Raw genomic sequence first — 17,298 nt, forward strand, 5'->3', positions numbered from 1 at the left:
CCATGATCACCACCGAAGTGACCTTCGACGAGCTGGCCGCTCTGATGAAGAAGGCGGCCGGCATCACCGTCGATCCGCAGGAGCTCAAGCAGTCGGCCGAGTCGCCGTTCGACTCCTTCGGTCTGGACTCGCTCGGCCTGCTCGGCATCGTCGGCGAGCTGGAGAACCGGTACGGCCGGTCCCTTCCCCCCGACTCGGAGCGCTGCAAGACGCCCCAGGAGTTCCTCGACCTCGTCAACAGCACCCTCAAGGCTGGAGCCTGAAAGTGGCCGGACACACCGAGAACAGCATCACCATCGACGCTCCCTTCGACCTGGTCTGGGAGATGACCAACGACCTGGAGAACTGGCCGGACCTGTTCAGCGAGTACGCCTCGGTCGAGGTGCTCTCGCGGGAGGGCGACACCACCACCTTCCGTCTCACCATGCACCCGGACGAGAACGGCAAGGTGTGGAGCTGGGTCTCCGAGCGCACCCCCGACCGTGCCGCGCGCCGGGTGAAGGCGCGCCGGGTGGAGACCGGCCCGTTCGCCCACATGGACATCCTGTGGGAGTACACGGAGCTGCCCGGCGGAGTCCAGATGAAGTGGACGCAGGACTTCGCGATGAAGCCGGACGCGCCGGTGGACGACGAGTGGATGACGGACAACATCAACCGCAACTCGCGCGTCCAGATGGCCCTCATCCGGGACCGCATCGAGCAGGCCGCCCGGGAGCGCGAGAACGCCTCGGTCGCGTCCTCCCGCTGACCGCGGGCCCAGGGAAAGGACACAGCGCATGCACCACGCCCTGATCGTCGCCCGGATGAAGCCCGGGTCGGCGCCGCAGATCGCCGACATCTTCGCCGACTCCGACCGGGGTGAGCTGCCTCACCTGGTCGGGGTGACGCGGCGCCGGCTCTTCCAGTTCGGGGACGACGTGTACCTGCACCTCATCGAGGCGGAGCGGGACCCGGGGCCGGCCATCGCCAAGCTGGCCGGTCACCCGGAGTTCCGCGGCATCAGCGAGCGGTTGGAGGCGTACGTCAGCGCCTACGACCCTGCGACGTGGCGCTCCCCCAAGGACGCCATGGCCCAGTGCTTCTACCGCTGGGACCGCGACGCCTCCTCGTGAGGCGGGCGCATCTGGGCCGAGGCCGCCGGTTTCGCGTCAGTCGCGAGAGCCGGCGGCCTCGGTGTGTGTGGAGAGGGCCGGTGACGGTTTCCGTCAGCCGGAGCCCGGCGTCACCTCGGGACGGTGCACTCGAAGGCGTGCAGATAGGCGTTGACCGGGTTGCTCTCGCCGATGGCCAGGCCGGCGTCGGTGAGCCGGTCGGTCATGGACTGCCGGGTGTGCTTGGCTCCGCCCACGTTGAGCAGGAGCAGCAGGTCCATCGCCGTGGTGAACCGCATCGACGGGGTGTCGTCGACGAGGTTCTCGATGACGATGACGCGGGCGCCGGGCCGTGCCGCCGCACGGACGTTGGCCAGGGCCCGGCGGGTGCTGTCGTCGTCCCACTCCAGCACGTTCTTGATGATGTACACATCGGCCGTGACCGGGATGGTCTCGCGGCAGTCCCCCGCGATGACCTGGACGCGGTCGGCGAGCGCGCCGCCCTCGCGCAGGCGCGGGTCGGCGTTCTCCACGACGCCCGGCAGGTCGAGCAGGGTGCCGTGCAGGTGGGGGTGCTTCTCCAGCAGGCTGGCCAGGACGTGGCCCTGGCCGCCGCCGATGTCCACCACCGAGGACACGTCCCCGAGGTCGAGCAGCCGGGCGACGTCGCGCGCCGACTGCTCGCTGGAGGTGGTCATGGCCCGGTTGAACACATGCGCGGACTCGGGGGCCGCCTCGTTGAGGTACTGGAAGAACTCCCGGTCGTAGACGTCCTCGAAGACGTTGCGGCCGGAGCGCACCGCCTCGTCCAGCAGCGGCCATACGTTCCAGGTCCACGGCTCGGTGCACCACAGAGCGATGTAGCGCAGGCTGTGCGGGTCGTCCTCGCGCAGCAGCCGGGACATCTCGGTGTGGGCGAAGGTCCCGTCGGGGCGTTCGGTGAAGACGCCCTGGCAGGTCAGCGCCCGCATCAGCCGGCGCAGGGTGTGCGGCTGGGACTTCACCGCCGCCGCCAGCTCGTCCACGGTCATGGGGGTGTCGTCCAGCGCGTCCGCCACGCCCAGGCGGACGGCCGCGCGGACGGCGGCGGCGCAGGCCGCCCCGAAAACGAGCTCTCTCAGCCGCATGGGCGGCGGGGGAGCCTGATCAACGGTCGTCATCCGTTGCCTCGCTTCTGCAGTGCTGTCGGTGGGGGGTGTGGGAGGTGAACGGGCGTCAGCACATGCCGGCGGGCTCGGAGAGCGTGCAGGTGTTGCGGCTGAACGTGTTGTTGGTGGCGGTGTCCCGGTTGGCCAGGTCGGCCGGGCTGTTGCCGGTCACCAGGTTGTCGCGGATGTCGTTGTTCTCGTTGGGGGTGCCGACGAAGCTCTTGAAGAGCACGATGCCGCCGGACAGCGGGGAGGTGCCCTGGTTGTTCTCCACACGGTTGTAGGTCACGCGGGTCTTCTCGGCGCCGGTGAGCACGATGCCGGAGCCCTGCAGGAAGGGCAGCCGCGCGGTGGCCGCGCAGTACTTGTTGTTCTCGTGGATGTGGTTGTAGCTGACGCTCATGTCGCCGGCGCGGGGCGAGCGCTCGTCGCCGACGACGAACACGGCGGCGCAGTTCCCGGTGGCCTCGTTGTGCTCGACGCTGAGGTCGCGCAGCCGGCGCACGGTGACGCCGATGCGGTTGCCGGACAGGCGGTTGTGGCGGACGAGGGTGCCGTCGGTGTCGCGGGCGCCTTCCTCGGTGTCGACGGTGTTGGCGATGAACAGGCCGGCGTCGCCGTTGTCGCGGGCGGCGTTGTGGTCGATGACGCTGCGCACGGAGCGTTCCAGGGCGATGCCCCAGGTGCCGTTCTTCTCGGCGAGCACGCCGCGGACCTTCAGCCGGTCCGTCCCGGTGGCCCACAGGCCGTGCTTGGCGTAGCCGCTCAGCGCCAGGGACTGCACGGAGACGTTCTTGAGGGGCTTGTCGTCGGTCCCGAGGACGCAGACGCCGCTGCCCGCCTTGGCGCAGGCGTCCTTCTCCTTGCTGTCGGGCACCAGCACGGTGCGGGCGGCGCCGGAGCCGCGCAGGGTCAGGTCCGGCACGGTGACGCGGACGTGCTCCTTGTAGATGCCGGGCGCGATGAGGATCGTGTCGCCGGGCTCGGCGGCGTTCACGGCTTTCTGGATGGACTGGCCGGGCTGGACGCGGTGCACGGTGCTGTGGTCGGCGGCCGACGGGGTGGCTCCCAGGCCCGCGGCGACCACGGCCGCGGCACAGGCGAGATACGTGAGGTTTCGTCTGGTCATGTGCCGAAGCTATGAGGCGGTTTCCCGGGCCGCCACCGCTGATCACCCGCGCGGAAGCGCCTGGTAGGCCGTCCGGCGGGAAAAGGCGACGGGCCGTCAGAAATGCTGGACGACGGGCCGTCAAAGGGCTAGCCGCCCCGTACATGTCGTGGTTAGGGTTACCTAAGTTCGACGCGGTGGGCAAGGGCCGACACGGTGGTGGCCCCAGCGGCGCGCCGTCGCTCTCGGCGCGTTGTCGGGCATGGGCCATCAGGCCGGCGAGGCGCTGGTGCCGGTGCTCGCCGGACTGACCGTGCAGCGCGGCGCCGTCGAGTGCGCCCGGACCGGGGAGCGCGCTGAGATCTGCTCGGTGTTCGGCAAGTACGGCTACACGCCCGCCGACGACAGCCCGTTCGCCAACCGCATCTTCGGCCCCGAGGCGGTCGAAATCTTCTACCGGGCCCCGGCCGATGTGAAGCGCTCGCTGTTCGACTACCACCGCAGCACCAACTACTCTGTCGCCGACCTGGAGTTGATCGAGTCGCTGTCCCGGACGACGTACCAGGAGAAGGTGCAGGGCAGGCAGCGGCTGCGGATGATGAACGTCTCCCGGATCCGCGAGGTGGCCACCCTTCAGGACGGCGTCGAGGTGACGATGGAATACCTGCCGACCGGTGAACGCGAGACCCTCCCCCGCGATCTTCTCGTCTGCGCGACCGGCAACCGGCCGCGGAGCCTCGCCGACAACCTCGGCGAGAGCGCCAAGCTCTGCCTGCGCGACGAGGAGGACCAGCTGCGCGTCGGGCGCGACCACCGGGTGGAGACCAACGCCAACGACGTCACCGCGGACATCTACCTCCAGGGCGGCGGCACGGAGCACACCCACGGCGTCACCTCGACCCTGCTCTCCACCACGGCCGTCCGCTCCGGCGAGATCTGCGCGTCCCTGCTGGGCCGCCGCCGCTCGGCGCAGCCGCGGGCGACGGCGGATCTCGCTCGCGGGTAGCCGGTCCGCACAGGGAACGCCGGCGCCGGTCCGCGTGCCGCGCCGCGGAGACGGCCGGCTGAGCGGAGACGCCCGCTAAGCGGAGGCGGGCCGCTAAGCGGAGGTGGACCGCTGAGCGGAGGTGGACCGCTGAGCGGACATCGACCGCGGCATGGCGAAGGACCACGAAGTTTTCGTCGTGCTGTTACCAGGGGGTAGGCAGCGGCACGCTCTTGCTATACAGTCCGTCAGCAAGCCTCCCGCCGTTACCGCGGGTAAGTCCCGGTGGGCGCAGCGAGGCCGAGTGCATCGCACGGACTGACCGAGGAGCCCCGCACCATGGCACTGAGCATCTCGCGGCCGGACACCACGCCCCAGCCCGCCGAAGAGGGCGTCGCCCGCCGGCTGCTCGACTCCTCCGCGCAGCTCTCCTACGACCCGCTCACCGAGGTCGACTGGGAGACGCCGCTGGACACCGGCTATCACGGCGCCAGCCCCGAGTGGAGCACCCTGTACGGGACGGCGTACTGGAACGAGATGACCGAGGAGCAGCGCAGGGCGCTGACCCGCCAGGAGGCCGCGTCCGTCGCCTGCACCGGCATCTGGTTCGAGATGATCCTGCAGCAGATGGTGCTGCGCGACATCTACGCCAAGGACCCCACGGACGACACCTTCCAGTGGGCGCTCACCGAGATCGCCGACGAGTGCCGCCACTCCATCATGTTCGCCCGCGGCGCGAAGAAGCTCGGTGCCCCCGCCTACCGCCCGCCCCGGGTCGCGCTCGAACTGGGCAGGCTGTTCAAGACCGTCGCCTTCGGCGAGGCCGCCTACGCGGCGATCCTGGTCGCCGAGGAGGTCCTCGACGTCATGCAGCGCGACTGGATGCGCGACGAGCGGGTCGCGCCGTTCGTGCGCACCATCAACAACATCCATGTCGTCGAGGAGTCGCGGCACATGAAGTTCGCCCGTGAGGAGACGCGCAGGCACCTCGCGCGCGCCGGACGCCTTCGCCGCAGCGCCCACGCGGTCGTCATCGCCATCGCGGCCTACGTGATCGTCACCAGCATGGTGAACCGCAAGGTGTACGCCAACGCCGGCCTGGACGAGGAGCGCGCGGTGCGCGAGGCGCGGGCCAACGAGCACCACAAGGCCATGCTGCGCTCCAGCTGCGCCGGCCTCATGGAGTTCCTCGGCTCGGTGGGGCTGCTGACCAGGCCGGCGCTGTACTGGTACAAGCGCGCCAGCCTCATCTGAACCCAAGTCCCGCCCAGGACACGACAGTTACGACAGTTGCTCTCACCTGCTCCCACGAGCTTCAGCCGAGCGGACGACTGAACCATGGCCTTCGCGATCACCCAGACCTGCTGCAACGACGCCACCTGCGTGTCCGTCTGCCCGGTCAACTGCATCCACCCCACTCCCGACGAGCGGGCCTTCGGCAGCACCGAGATGCTGTACATCGACCCGAAGGCCTGCATCGACTGCGGCGCCTGCGCCGACGCGTGCCCGGTGGACGCGATCTTCCCGGTCGACCGGCTGACAGCCGGCCAGCAGGAGTACGCGGAGATCAACGCCGCCTACTACGAACAGGACGAGGCTCCGGCGCAGCCCGACGAGGCCGAACCCGGCCCGCTCTTCCACACCTGGGGCAGGCCGGTCTTCGACCGCGTGCTGCCGTCCGGCTTCGGGCCGCTGCGGGTCGCCGTCGTCGGTACCGGACCGGCCGGGATGTACGCGGCCAAGGACCTGCTGCTGCACACACCCGCCGAGGTCACCCTCATCGACCGGCTGCCGGTCGCGGGCGGACTGGTCCGCTTCGGCGTCGCACCCGACCACCCGTCCACCAGGAAGGTGAGCGAGACCTTCGCCCACGTCCACGCCCACCCCCGCGTGCGCACCCACCTCGGCCTCGAAGTCGGCAAGCACGTCACGGCGGAGGAACTGGCCGCCCACCACGACGCGGTGATCTACGCGGTGGGCGCGGCCACCGACCGCCGGCTCGGCATCCCGGGCGAGGACATGCCCGGCACGCTCTCCGCCACGACCTTCGTCGCCTGGTACAACGGGCATCCTGAGGTCGCGCCCGACGCCGTGGACCTCTCGTCCGAGCGTGTCGTCGTGATCGGCAACGGCAATGTCGCCCTCGACGTGGCCCGCATCCTGGTCTCCCCTCCTCAGACTTTGGCCGGCACCGAGATCGCCCGGCACGCGCTGGAGGAGCTGCGCCGCAGCAAGGTGCGCGAGGTGGTGCTGCTGGCCCGCCGGGGCCCCGAGCATGCCGCGTACACCCGGCCCGAGCTGCGCGCCCTGAAGCACCTCTCCGGCGTGGACCTGCTGATCGACGACCACGACCCGAGGATCGCCCCGGCCATCGACCAGGCCGGGCCGAGCGACAAGGCGGCCGTGCTGCAGGGCGTGCCCCGCGAGCCGGTCGACTGGTCCGTGCCCCCGTCCCCCGCCGCGTCGGACGAACGACGCCGTATCGTCCTCCGCTTCCACTCCGCGCCGCTGGAGATCCACGGCGACCGCGCCACCCGCGCGGTGCGCGTGAAGGGCGGGAACGGTGACACCGAGATCCCGGCCGGGACGGTGCTGCGGGCGATCGGCTATCGCGGGGTGCCGCAGGCGGGGCTGCCGTTCGACGAGGCCACCGGGACCGTGCCGCACGAGCGCGGCAGGGTGACCGGCATGCCCGGCACCTACGTCGTGGGCTGGATCAAACGCGGCCCCTCGGGCGGCATCGGCGCCAACCGCGCCTGTGCGGCGGAGACGGTCGGCACCCTCCTCGCCGACGCGATCGCGGGCGCCCTGCCCGTCCCGACCGGCACCGCCCGGGCCTTCCACCGCCTGGCCCGGCGGCGCCGGCGCCGCTGATCCACGTCCCGGGAGAACCGGCGTCCGCACCCGTCTCCCTCCACCGCTTCCTGACCGGGCAGCGGATGAAGGACGAACTGGTGGAGGCCGCCTGCCGGCTGATGCGCTGCGGCATGGTCCTGCTCGCCCTGACCATCGGCTGCACCCTGCTGCTGATCCTGCGCTTCGTCATACCCGGCGTGCTGGCCGAAGCCCTGGCCGGGGGCGTCATGCTCTGGTTCGGCCCGTGCTGGTACATCCTCCCCTTCCGCCTCCGCCGCCGCGCCGCCCGCCGCTCCGCCGACGGGAGCTGACCGGCAACGCTGACCGGCAACGCTGACCGGCGACAGCTGACCGGCTACACCGACGCGTGTTCCGCGTCCGGCCGCCACAGGGAGCTTCCACGGGCACCGCATGGTGCCCGCACGCATACCCTGGGCCGGAACTATGGTGGCCCGCCACATGTGCCCCCGACCTGCCTCTTCCTACCGTGTGCCGACACGTCCGTACCCCGTCCCCACCGCACACGAGGAAGTGGCGCACATGGCCTCCGCAGCATCCGCTCCCCCGACGCCGTCGAATCTGAAGCGCATCGTCGCCGCGTCCCTCATCGGCACCACCATCGAGTGGTACGACTTCTTTCTGTACGGCTCGGCCGCCGCGCTGGTCTTCAACAAACTGTTCTTCCCCGAGTCCGACCCGCTCGTCGGCACACTGCTGTCTTTCCTGACGTACGCGGTCGGCTTCGCGGCGCGGCCGGTCGGCGCGCTGGTCTTCGGGCACTACGGGGACCGGCTGGGCCGCAAGAAGCTGCTGGTGCTGAGCCTGCTGATGATGGGCGGGGCCACCTTCGCGATCGGTCTGCTGCCGACCCACGCCACCATCGGCAGCGCCGCGCCCGTGCTGCTCACCGCGCTGCGGCTGGTGCAGGGCTTCGCGCTGGGCGGTGAGTGGGGCGGCGCCGTGCTGCTGGTGTCCGAGCACGGGGACGCCGAGCGGCGTGGCTTCTGGGCGTCCTGGCCGCAGACGGGCGCTCCGGCCGGGCAGTTGCTGGCGACCGGTGTGCTGGCGTTCCTCACCGCGGTGCTCTCGGACGCGGCGTTCGGCAGCTGGGGCTGGCGGATTCCGTTCCTGCTCTCCGGTGTGCTGGTGATCGTCGGTCTGTGGATCCGGCTGTCCGTCGACGAGTCGCCGGTGTTCCGGCAGGCGCTGGAGCGGGCCGAGGCGCGCAAGGCGGAGGCCACCGCCGTCGCCGAGCGGATGCCGCTGGTGGCGGTGCTCAAGCACCACTGGCGTGATGTGCTGGTCGCCATGGGCGCCCGCATGGCGGAGAACATCAGCTACTACGTGATCACCGCGTTCATCCTGGTGTACGCCACCGTCTCGGCCGGTGTCTCGAAGCAGACCGCGCTGAACGCGGTGCTGATCGCCTCGGCGATCCACTTCGCGGTGATCCCGGCCTGGGGCGCGCTGTCGGACCGGATCGGCCGGCGGCCGGTGTATCTGATCGGTGCGGCCGGTGTGGCGCTGTGGATGTTCCCGTTCTTCGCCCTGATCGACACCGGCGGCTTCGGGGCGCTGCTCCTGGCGGTGACCGTGGGTCTGGTGCTGCACGGCGCGATGTACGCACCGCAGGCGGCGTTCTTCTCCGAGATGTTCGCGACCCGGATGCGCTACTCGGGTGCCTCCATCGGCGCCCAGTTCGCCTCGGTGGCGGCGGGCGCGCCCGCCCCGCTGATCGCCACCGCGCTGCTGGACGCCTACGGCACCTCCGTGCCGATCGCGCTGTATGTCATCGCGGCGAGCCTGCTGACCGTGGTGGCCCTGGCGGCGGCGAAGGAGACCCGCCACCGGGACCTGGCGGACATCGCCTCCTCCGGCGGCACCACCGGGCCGGTCGAGGCCCAGAAGACGGAGGACGCTCCGACCGTCTGACGCCCCGCGACTCCGCTCCACCGGCCCCCGTGCGCGCCCCGCGTACGGGGGCCGGTGCGTAGGCGGGGGCGTCGTACGGGGTCGGCGTCAGGCGGTGACGTCGTACGGGGTCAGTGCGTCAGTGCGTGAGCGGTGGTGCCGAGGGGTCGGAGAGGCGGTGCAGGCGCAGGGCCAGCTGTATCTCCAGGGCGCGGGCGGGGCTCTGCCAGTCGTCGCCGAGGAGGCGGCCGACGCGTTCCAGGCGCTGTGCGACGGTGTTCACATGGACGTGCAGCTCGTCCTTGGTGCGGGCGGGGCTCATGCCGCAGGCGAAGTAGGCGTCGAGGGTGCGGACCAGCTCGGTTCCCCGGCGTTCGTCGTAGGAGACGACCGGGCCGATGGTGCGGTCGACGAAGCCCGTGACGTCGCGATCGCCGGCGAGCAGCAGGCCGAGGAAGCCGAAGTCCTCGGCGGCGGCGCCATCGCCGGAGCGGCCGAGCAGGCGCAGGGCGTCCAGGCAGCGGCGGGCCTCCGCGTAGGCGGTGGCCACGGTGTCCGGGCGGGCGGTGAGGCGTTCGACGGGGGCGGAGGCGCCGACGCTGACCGGTTCGTGGACGGCCGTGCCCAGGTGGCGGGCGGTGCGACGGGCGAGACCGGTGGCGGTGTCGTCGCCGGTGAGCGGCAGCAGCAGGACGGTGCCGCCGTCGCGGGCGGCGGCGAGGCCGTGCCGGGTCGCGGCCAGGTGCGAGGCGGCGGCCCACAGCCGTCTGCGGGTGTCGGCCTCCTGCTCGGCGTCGTCGGTGCCGCCCTCCAGGCGGGCGGCGAGCACGACGTGGGTGGCGTCGAGGTCGGCGTGCAGCCGGGCGGCGCGGTCGCGCAGCAGACGCGGGTCGCGGTCGCGGGCGTCGAGGAGGTCGTCGAGGAGTTCCCCGCGGACGCGCTGTTCCGCCTCGGCGGCGGAGCGGCGGGCGAGCAGCAGCAGCGAGGTGACCATGGCGGCGCGTTCCAGCGTGCGCTGGTCGACGGGGTCGAGCCCGGGGTGGCCGCGCAGCACCAGGGCGCCGAGGAGTTCGTCGCCGGCGGCCACGGCGGCGATCCAGTCGTCTCCGTGCCGCACCGCGTGCCCTTCGGCGCGGGAGGACTCCAGGGCGTCGGCCGGGGCGGCGTCGGCCTCGGTGAACCGGACTTGGCCGTCCAGGACCTCGGAGACTGCGGCGGCCACGTCGTGCACACCGCCGCCGCGCAGCACCAGTTCGGCCAAGCGGTCGTGGACGTCGGAGGCCCGCTCGATGACTCCGCTGCGGTCGCGGATGATCTCGTTGGCGTGTTCCAGGTCGGCGAGCGCGGAGCGGGTCTCGGCGAGCAGGTTGGCCGTGTCGATGGCCGCGGCGGCGAGGGCCGCGAAGGAGCCGAGCAGGGCGATCTGCTCGCGCTCGAAGACCCGGGCCCGCCGGTCGGCGGCGAACAGCACGCCGATCACGGTGTGCCCCAGCGTCAGCGGCACGCCGAGGATCGCCACCAGGCCCTCGTCGCGCACACCGGCGTCGATGGCGCGGGTGTGCTGGAAGCGGTCGTCGCTGAAGTAGTCGTCGGTGACATAGGGGCGGGCGGTCTGGGCGACGAGCCCGCCGAGCCCCTCCCCCATGCCGAGGCGCAGCTGCTGGAAGCGGGCGGACACCGAGCCCTCGGTGACCCGCATATAGGTGTCGCCCCTGGCCGGGTCGTTCAGGCTCAGGTAGGCGACGTCGGTGCCGAGCAGGGAGCGGGCGCGCTGCACGATCGCCTGGAGCACGGCGTCCAGGTCCCGCAGGCCGGCGAGGTCGTGGGCGGTCTCGAAGAGCGCGGACAGCTCGGCCTCACGCCGGCGCCGCCCCTCCAGCTCCGCGCGCACTCGCAGGGCGAGCAGCTTGGCCTGCTCCAGCGCGGCGATCCGCTCGGCCGGCCGGCCCTCGGCGCGGGCCAGCAGCACCGGCTGCTCATAGGCCTCGGCGGGTGCGCCACGGGCCAGCAGCTCCAGGTACGGCGTCTCGGCGTCGCCGGGCTCCGGGCCGGCGGCGGGGCGCGGGCGCCCCTGGGCAGGGGCTTCCAGCCCGGCGGACTGCACATGATCGCGGGACATGACCACAGGATTCCTCATCGCACGGCCGGTCCGGCAGGCCTGTGGAAAACTCGTTCCGGCCCCTCGGGCCGGCCGCCGGACCGGTTCAGTGCGCGGTCCAGCCGCCGTCGAGGACCAGTGAGGTGCCCGTCACGAAGGCGGCCTGGGGTCCGCACAGGTAGGCCACCGCCTCGGCGACCTCCTCCGGTTCGATCAGCCGCTTGACCGCGCTGTCCTGGAGCAGCACCTCGCTCAGCACGCGCTCCTCGGGGATGCCGTGGGCGCGTGCCTGGTCGGCGATCTGCTTCTCGACCAGGGGGGTGCGCACATAGCCGGGGTTCACGCAGTTCGAGGTGACGCCGTGCCGGGCGCCCTCCAGCGCCGCGGTCTTGGACAGCCCCTCCAGGCCGTGCTTGGCGGCCACATAGGCGGACTTGTAGGCGGAGGCGCGCAGTCCGTGGACGGAGGACACATTGACGATCCGGCCCCAGCCCTGCTCGTACATGTGGGGCAGGGCGCCGCGGATCAGGCGGAACGGCGCCTCCAGCATCACGGTGAGCACGGTGTGGAAGACGTCGGGCGGGAACTCCTCGATCGGGCGGACCAGCTGCAGCCCGGCGTTGTTCACCAGCACGTCCGTGCCCGCGGCGGCGACTTCGGCGGCGTCGAGGTCGGTGAGGTCCACGACCTGCGGTTCGACCGCGCCGCCCAGTCCCCGGGCCGCCTCGGCGAGCGACTCCAGGCCCGAGGCGTCCCGGTCGACGGCTCTGACCTTGGCCCCGGCGGCGGCGAGCCGCAGGGCGCAGGCGCGGCCGATACCACCGGCGGCGCCGGTGACGAGAGCGGTACGGCCACCGAGGTCGAGCGAGGAGGCTTGGGGAGCCGGAACGGCACGGGAGGCGGTCATGTCCCCGACCCTAGGCAGCCCCCGCACCCCGCCCCATGTGGTCAGCCCCTACACTTCAGCCGATTCCCATGGGGTCGAACCATGTGGGGGCGTCCGACAGGGCCTGCTTGATCCGGAAGCGTGAGAACTCGTGCAGCTCCGGCAGCGCGTCCACCGGGAACCAGGCGACGTCCAGCGACTCGTCGTCGTTGACCCGCGCCTCGCCGCCGACCGCCCGGCAGCGGAAGGTGATGTCCATGTACTGGCAGATGTCGCCGTTGCCGTAGGTCACCGGCTGGAGCGCCTGCACCAGCACCACCCGCTCGGGGACGCAGCGCACCGCCGTCTCCTCCTCGACCTCCCGCACGGCGCAGGCCGCCGGCTGCTCCCCCGGCTCCGGGATGCCCCCGATCACGGACCACGTGCGGGTGTCGGCCCGGCGGTTCAGCAGCACTCTGTCCTCGGCGTCGAAGACGAGGGCGGTGACCCCGGGAAGCCACAGCAGCTGATGGCCGGCGGACTCGCGCAGCGTGCGGATGAAATCAGGGGTAGCCATGCTCTCGACCCTAACCGCCCGGTCGGTTCCCCCGGCCCCCCTTCACCCGCCGCCCTCCGGTGGTGCGGCTACGCGTCACCGGCGCGCCGGGCGCGCAGGCCGGCCCCGGCGGCCCAGCCCAGGCCGCCCGCGGCGACCAGCACCAGCGCGATCTCCGGCGCGATGCCGACCCGGGTGGCCGGGGTCTGCGTCGAGCGCAGCGGCACCTCCTGCACCAGGGAGTCGGCGACGAACATGCCGGTCTTCTGCGAGATCGTCCCGTCCGGCAGGATGACCGCGCTGACCCCGCTGGTGACCGGCACCGTCACGGTGCGGCTGTGCTCCACCGCGCGGACGCGGGACATGGCGAGCTGCTGATAGGTCATCTCGCTGCGGCCGAAGGTGGCGTTGTTGCTGGGCACCGAGATCAGCTGGGCGCTGCCGGTGACCGTGTCCCGCACCGCCCAGTCGAACGCCGCCTCGTAGCAGGTCACCAGGCCCACCCGGGCACCGCCCATGGTGAACACACCGGGCTCGCCGCCCCGGCTGAAGTCCTGGCGCACCATCGACGTCCACTCGTCGTTGATCGCGCCGATCAGCGGGCGCAGCGGCAGGTACTCGCCGAACGGCTGGATCTGCCGCTTGTCGTAGGTGTCGACGGGGCCTTTCTCCGGGTCCCACAGGATCTGCTCGTTGAGCAGCTTCCCGTCCTTGGCCACCACACCGCCGACCGAGACCGGCGCGCCGATCGCCTTGGCCGCGCGGTCGATGGCGGCACGCGCGTCGGGGTTGGCGAACGGGTCGATGTCGGAGGAGTTCTCCGGCCACAGCACGATGTCCGGCCGCTCGGCCTTGCCCGCCTTCACCTGCTCGGCCAGGCGCACCGTCTCGCGCGAGTGGTAGTCGAGCACGGCGCGCCGCTGCGCGTTGAAGTCGAGCCCGAGGCGCGGCACGTTGCCCTGGATGACGGCCACGGTGACGGTGCCGTCCTCGGCCGCGTCACTGACCAGCGGCCGGGCGGCCACGGCGCCCGCGACGGGCAGGGCGACGCTCACCGCACCGACGACCGCGGCGGCCTTCCGCACCGTGCCGGTGCGCCGCGCCTCGATCAGCACCCGGACCAGCTCGGCCAGGCCGAAGCCGCACAGCACCACCGCGAAGCCCAGCACCGGGGTGCCGCCGACGGCGGCCAGCGGCAGGAAGACGCCGTCCGCCTGCCCGAAGGCGATCTTGCCCCAGGGGAAGCCCTCGAACGGCACCCGGGCACGCACCGCCTCACCGGCGATCCACAGCGCCGCGGCCCACACCGGCCACCCCGGCAGCCGGGACACCGCGGCGACACCCACGCCGACGAGCGCCACGAACACCGCCTCGATCACCACCAGCGCGATCCACGGCCCCGGGCCGACCTCCACGCCCGTCCACACCAGCAGCGGCAGCAGGAACCCCAGGCCGAAGAGGTAGCCGAGGCCCAGCGCCGCCTTCCAGCGGCGTCCGCGCAGCACCCAGCCGAGGACGCCGAACGCGGGCAGGGCGAGCCACCACAGGGTGCGGGGCGGGAAGCTGACATACAGGAGCAGGCCGGAGAGCGCGGCCGCGGCGGCCGGCACGAGCCGCGCGAGCCACCGCCCGCGCACGGGCGCATTCTGCGGCGGCTTCGACTCCGACTCGCCGACGGGAGCAACGGTGACGGTCACTCCGGGAGTCTAAGACGCACACACCGCCCACCACAGCAACACCCTCGGAGCAGCTCCCTCAGGGGCGCGGGGAACTGCGCGACCAGCCCCCACCAGCCCGCACACGCCACCCGACCGGAACCACCCACCCCCTGCTGCGCCCCCGCTCAAGCGGCGCAGCCCTCCTCACAAGACATCCCCAAATCGCCCACCAGCCGTTAACGTGTGCCGGTGCCCTGGTCGCAGGGACGACCGGGGTCCTTCACACAGTCGGGGGCGACGCGTACGGGGTGCGGGGTGGGTTCCACGGGCATGGCTGCGGCCGGCGCGGATGCGGACGGCGAGAGACGAAACGGACTGGACGTCGCGGGCGTCGTGGTCCTCGGCGCGTGTGCCGCCTGGCCGCTGATCACGGCGGCGGTCCGCGGCGGCCGCCCCGAGGGCATGCTGCTGGCCGTGCTCGCGGTGGCCGCCGGCTACGCGGCGGGCCGGATCGGCGGCACGCTGCTTCCGGTGGCCGCGCCCTGTGTCTGGGCCCTTGCCGGTGCGGGCCTGGCCGTGGCCGTCCCGCATCTGGCGCCGGGGCCGCAGATGTCCACCCCGCTCGGTCACGCCGGGGCGACCGCCGCCGTGCTGGCCCTGTCCGCCGGCGCCGCCTGCTGTGCCGCCTGGGCGGCCACCGCGTCGGCCCTGCGGATCGCCCTGCGGCTGCTGGCGGCCGGCATCGCGGTGACCGCCGCCGTGCTCGGCTCGCCGGCCGGCTGCGTCGCCGGAGCGCTGGTGCTGCTGTGCTCCCTGGCCGCCGTCCGGGTGCGGCGCCGGGGTCCGGGCCTGATCCTGCTGGCACTGGCCGTCGCGGGAGTGGCCGCGACGACCTGGGCGGTGGCCCGCGACGCCCTGCCGGACGGGCTCACCGGCTCCCTGGAGGGCCGGCTGTCCGCGCACCGCGTGGATCTGTGGCGGGACGCGCTCGGCATGGTGCGGCAGCACGCCGGTCTGGGCGTCGGTCCGGGCCGGTTCGGGGAGCTGAGCACGGCGTCCGGCGAGTCCCTGCTGTCCGACGGCAAACCCCACTCCGCACCGCTGCAGCTGGCGGCCGAGCAGGGTGTCGTCGGGGCGCTGCTGCTGGCGCTGGCGTTCGGCTGGGTGCTGTACGCGCTGTGGCGCAGCCCCCGCTCCACCCCCGTCGTGCTGACCGCGGGCGCGGCCCTGACAGCGGTCGCGGCGATCTCCTCGGTGGGCAATGCGCTCAGCTTCACCGCGGTGTCGGTGGGCGTGGGCCTGCTGGCGGGGACGGCGACGGCGCGCCCCCTCGCCCCGGGAACGCCGCCGCGTACCTCGGACGCCCATCCCCACGAGGACCGGCTCAGCAGGTGAGCCCGGCCCTGCGGATACGCCCTCACGCCCGCCTGCGTTCCGGCGCGTGCCTCAGGGCGCGGCGTTCCGCCGGTGCGGGCGGAGCCGGTCGCGGATGACGTGGACCGCGGCCTCGGCGTCGTCCACGGTGACGGTGAAAGTGTGGCCGTCCCACAGGCGCAGCATCAGGCCCTCGCCCTGCCGTACGACGACCGCCGTGCCCTTCTCGGGCCGCCAGCGGTAGCCCCAGCCGCCCCAGTGCCGCGGGGTGACGTGCGGGACGAACTCCGCTCCCGCGACCTGCGACAGCGGGATGCGGCGGCGGGGCACCCCGATGTGGCCGCAGCGCACCTCCAGATGCTCCTCGTCGACCACCAGCGCCACATGCACGAAGGCGAGGGTGCCGAACAGGACCAGCAGTCCCGCGGCGATGCACCCGACGACCGCCATGACCAGCGGCGCCACGGCGGAGGTCCAGGCGGAGTCGACGGCCAGTGCGATGCCTAGGGCCATGCAGGCGGCTCCGGCCAGCGCGATCAGCCACTGGGCGCGGTTGGTCGCGCGCCCGGTCCAGACGTCCGAGTACGGGGCGTGCTCACCGTGGGGGTGGTGGTCCCTCATACTTTGAGACTACTCAGGATTCGCACCGCGGGTACCGCGTCGCACAGCGTTACTGAACCTGCCGCGGCCCGCGCGGACGGGTACGAGCGGAAGGCCCGGCAGGCACAACTGGAGACCGGGCAGGCAGGGCGGTAGGCCGGGCAGGCAGGGCGGTAGGCCGGGCAGGCGGGCCCGCCCTATGGGCATCGCGCGCCCGCGCTCCAGAATCTCGAGAATCTCGCGACCCCGTTCAGGCCGTAGGGGTGACCTGCTTCAGCAGGCGGCCCTCCGCGTAGGTGAGGGCGGATGCGGGCAGCGCGCCCTCGCGGCCGCTGAGCAGGACCGTCAGGGAGCCGCTCGCGGGGGCGTCGGGGGACGGCTCGGCGCCGATGCGGCGCAGCGCCTGCGCGGCGACCGCGCCCGCGGAGCCGTGCAGGGCGAGCGGCGGGGCGGCGGGGCGCTGCACGGCGGCCCGGATGCGTTCGGCGACCAGTTCGTAGTGGGTGCAGCCCAGGACGACGGTGGTGACATGCTCCGGCGTCAGCTCCGCGGCGGCGGCGACCGCCTCGTCGATGGCGTTCTCGTCGGCGCGTTCCACGGCCTCGGCGAGTCCCCAGCAGGGCACCTCGGTGACGCTGACGCCGTCGGCGAAACTGCGGATCAGGTCCTTCTGGTAGGGGCTGCCGGTGGTGGCCGGCGTGGCCCAGATCGCCAGCGGGCCGCCGCCCGCCGCGGCGGGCTTGATCGCCGGGACGGTCCCGATGACCGGCAGGTCCGGTTCCAGGCGGGCGCGCAGGGCGCTCAGCGCGTGCACAGTGGCGGTGTTGCAGCCGACGATCAGCGCGTCGGGGCGGTGGGCCGCGGCCGCCTCGGCGACGGCCAGGGCACGCTCGGTGAGGTCCTCCGGTGTCCGCGGACCCCAGGGCATGCCGTCGGGGTCGAGGGAGAGGACGAGATCGGCGTCGGGGCGGAGACGCCGTACCGCGGCGGTGGCCGCGAGCAGACCGATTCCGGAGTCCATGAGCGCGATCTTCACCCGGCCACGATA

15 protein-coding genes and 2 pseudogenes are annotated in these 17,298 nt (G+C 72.7%); 9 read left to right on the forward strand and 8 right to left on the reverse strand.

Features of this window, described 5'->3' with window-relative positions:
- The first annotated feature begins 2 nt into the window (after positions 1-2).
- The 3 genes from ABD198_RS00315 to ABD198_RS00325 are packed head-to-tail and all read left to right on the forward strand — an operon-like array spanning position 3 to position 1,112.
- Positions 3-263 (forward strand): acyl carrier protein, encoded by a 261-nt coding sequence (locus ABD198_RS00315; protein WP_343997212.1) that lies wholly within the window; start codon positions 3-5, stop codon positions 261-263.
- Positions 264-265: 2 nt separating this feature from the next.
- Positions 266-748 (forward strand): SRPBCC family protein, encoded by a 483-nt coding sequence (locus ABD198_RS00320; protein WP_343997213.1) that lies wholly within the window; start codon positions 266-268, stop codon positions 746-748.
- A gap of 28 nt (positions 749-776) precedes the next feature.
- Complete coding sequence (locus ABD198_RS00325; protein WP_343997214.1) at positions 777-1,112, forward strand: TcmI family type II polyketide cyclase; 336 nt, start codon at positions 777-779, stop codon at positions 1,110-1,112.
- Positions 1,113-1,222: 110 nt separating this feature from the next.
- Here ABD198_RS00325 and ABD198_RS00330 read toward each other — a convergent pair whose 3' ends face one another.
- On the reverse strand, positions 1,223-2,251 hold the full coding sequence (locus tag ABD198_RS00330; RefSeq protein WP_343997215.1) for a methyltransferase: 1,029 nt from the start codon (positions 2,249-2,251) through the stop codon (positions 1,223-1,225).
- A gap of 55 nt (positions 2,252-2,306) precedes the next feature.
- Positions 2,307-3,368, reverse strand: coding sequence for a right-handed parallel beta-helix repeat-containing protein (locus ABD198_RS00335; RefSeq protein WP_343997216.1), 1,062 nt, complete (start codon positions 3,366-3,368; stop codon positions 2,307-2,309).
- Positions 3,369-3,570: 202 nt separating this feature from the next.
- Between ABD198_RS00335 and ABD198_RS00340 the strand changes: the two are divergent.
- The 5 genes and pseudogenes from ABD198_RS00340 to ABD198_RS00360 all read left to right on the forward strand — a co-directional run.
- Positions 3,571-4,353, forward strand: a pseudogene (locus tag ABD198_RS00340) (SidA/IucD/PvdA family monooxygenase); the annotation flags it as partial.
- 318 nt (positions 4,354-4,671) lie between these two features.
- Complete coding sequence (locus ABD198_RS00345) at positions 4,672-5,586, forward strand: AurF N-oxygenase family protein (RefSeq protein ID WP_343997218.1); 915 nt, start codon at positions 4,672-4,674, stop codon at positions 5,584-5,586.
- 84 nt (positions 5,587-5,670) lie between these two features.
- A complete protein-coding gene (locus tag ABD198_RS00350; RefSeq protein ID WP_343997219.1) occupies positions 5,671-7,206 on the forward strand; it encodes an FAD-dependent oxidoreductase in 1,536 nt (511 codons plus the stop codon).
- 26 nt (positions 7,207-7,232) lie between these two features.
- A pseudogene (locus ABD198_RS00355) lies at positions 7,233-7,499 on the forward strand (DUF6328 family protein); the annotation flags it as partial.
- 229 nt (positions 7,500-7,728) lie between these two features.
- The gene (locus ABD198_RS00360) at positions 7,729-9,120 is read left to right on the forward strand and encodes an MFS transporter (RefSeq protein ID WP_343997220.1); all 1,392 of its coding nucleotides are present in this window, start codon (positions 7,729-7,731) and stop codon (positions 9,118-9,120) included.
- A 118-nt stretch (positions 9,121-9,238) separates the two neighbouring features.
- On the opposite strand, the gene ABD198_RS00365 is transcribed toward ABD198_RS00360, so the two are convergent.
- The 4 genes from ABD198_RS00365 to lnt form a co-directional block, all read right to left on the reverse strand.
- Complete coding sequence (locus ABD198_RS00365) at positions 9,239-11,218, reverse strand: helix-turn-helix domain-containing protein (protein WP_343997221.1); 1,980 nt, start codon at positions 11,216-11,218, stop codon at positions 9,239-9,241.
- Between the two features lie 85 nt (positions 11,219-11,303).
- Positions 11,304-12,104 carry a 3-hydroxybutyrate dehydrogenase gene (locus tag ABD198_RS00370; protein WP_343997222.1) on the reverse strand — a complete coding sequence of 267 codons (801 nt, stop codon included), beginning with the start codon at positions 12,102-12,104 and terminating at the stop codon, positions 11,304-11,306.
- Between the two features lie 55 nt (positions 12,105-12,159).
- A complete protein-coding gene (locus tag ABD198_RS00375; RefSeq protein ID WP_343997223.1) occupies positions 12,160-12,639 on the reverse strand; it encodes an NUDIX hydrolase in 480 nt (159 codons plus the stop codon).
- Positions 12,640-12,707: 68 nt separating this feature from the next.
- On the reverse strand, positions 12,708-14,315 hold the full coding sequence (gene lnt / locus ABD198_RS00380) for an apolipoprotein N-acyltransferase (protein WP_343997224.1): 1,608 nt from the start codon (positions 14,313-14,315) through the stop codon (positions 12,708-12,710).
- Between the two features lie 291 nt (positions 14,316-14,606).
- Between lnt and ABD198_RS00385 the strand changes: the two genes are divergently transcribed.
- The gene (locus tag ABD198_RS00385) at positions 14,607-15,671 is read left to right on the forward strand and encodes an O-antigen ligase family protein (RefSeq protein ID WP_343997225.1); all 1,065 of its coding nucleotides are present in this window, start codon (positions 14,607-14,609) and stop codon (positions 15,669-15,671) included.
- Between the two features lie 51 nt (positions 15,672-15,722).
- Here ABD198_RS00385 and ABD198_RS00390 read toward each other — a convergent pair whose 3' ends face one another.
- Positions 15,723-16,271, reverse strand: a complete 549-nt coding sequence (locus ABD198_RS00390) for a hypothetical protein (RefSeq protein ID WP_343997226.1) — start codon at positions 16,269-16,271, stop codon at positions 15,723-15,725.
- A gap of 229 nt (positions 16,272-16,500) precedes the next feature.
- On the reverse strand, positions 16,501-17,286 hold the full coding sequence (locus ABD198_RS00395; protein ID WP_343997227.1) for a glutamate racemase: 786 nt from the start codon (positions 17,284-17,286) through the stop codon (positions 16,501-16,503).
- Between the last annotated feature and the right edge of the window lie 12 nt (positions 17,287-17,298).

Origin of the sequence: Streptomyces thermocarboxydovorans, assembly GCF_039524635.1 — a bacterium.
In the GTDB taxonomy this organism is placed as follows: Bacteria; Actinomycetota; Actinomycetes; order Streptomycetales; family Streptomycetaceae; genus Streptomyces; species Streptomyces thermocarboxydovorans.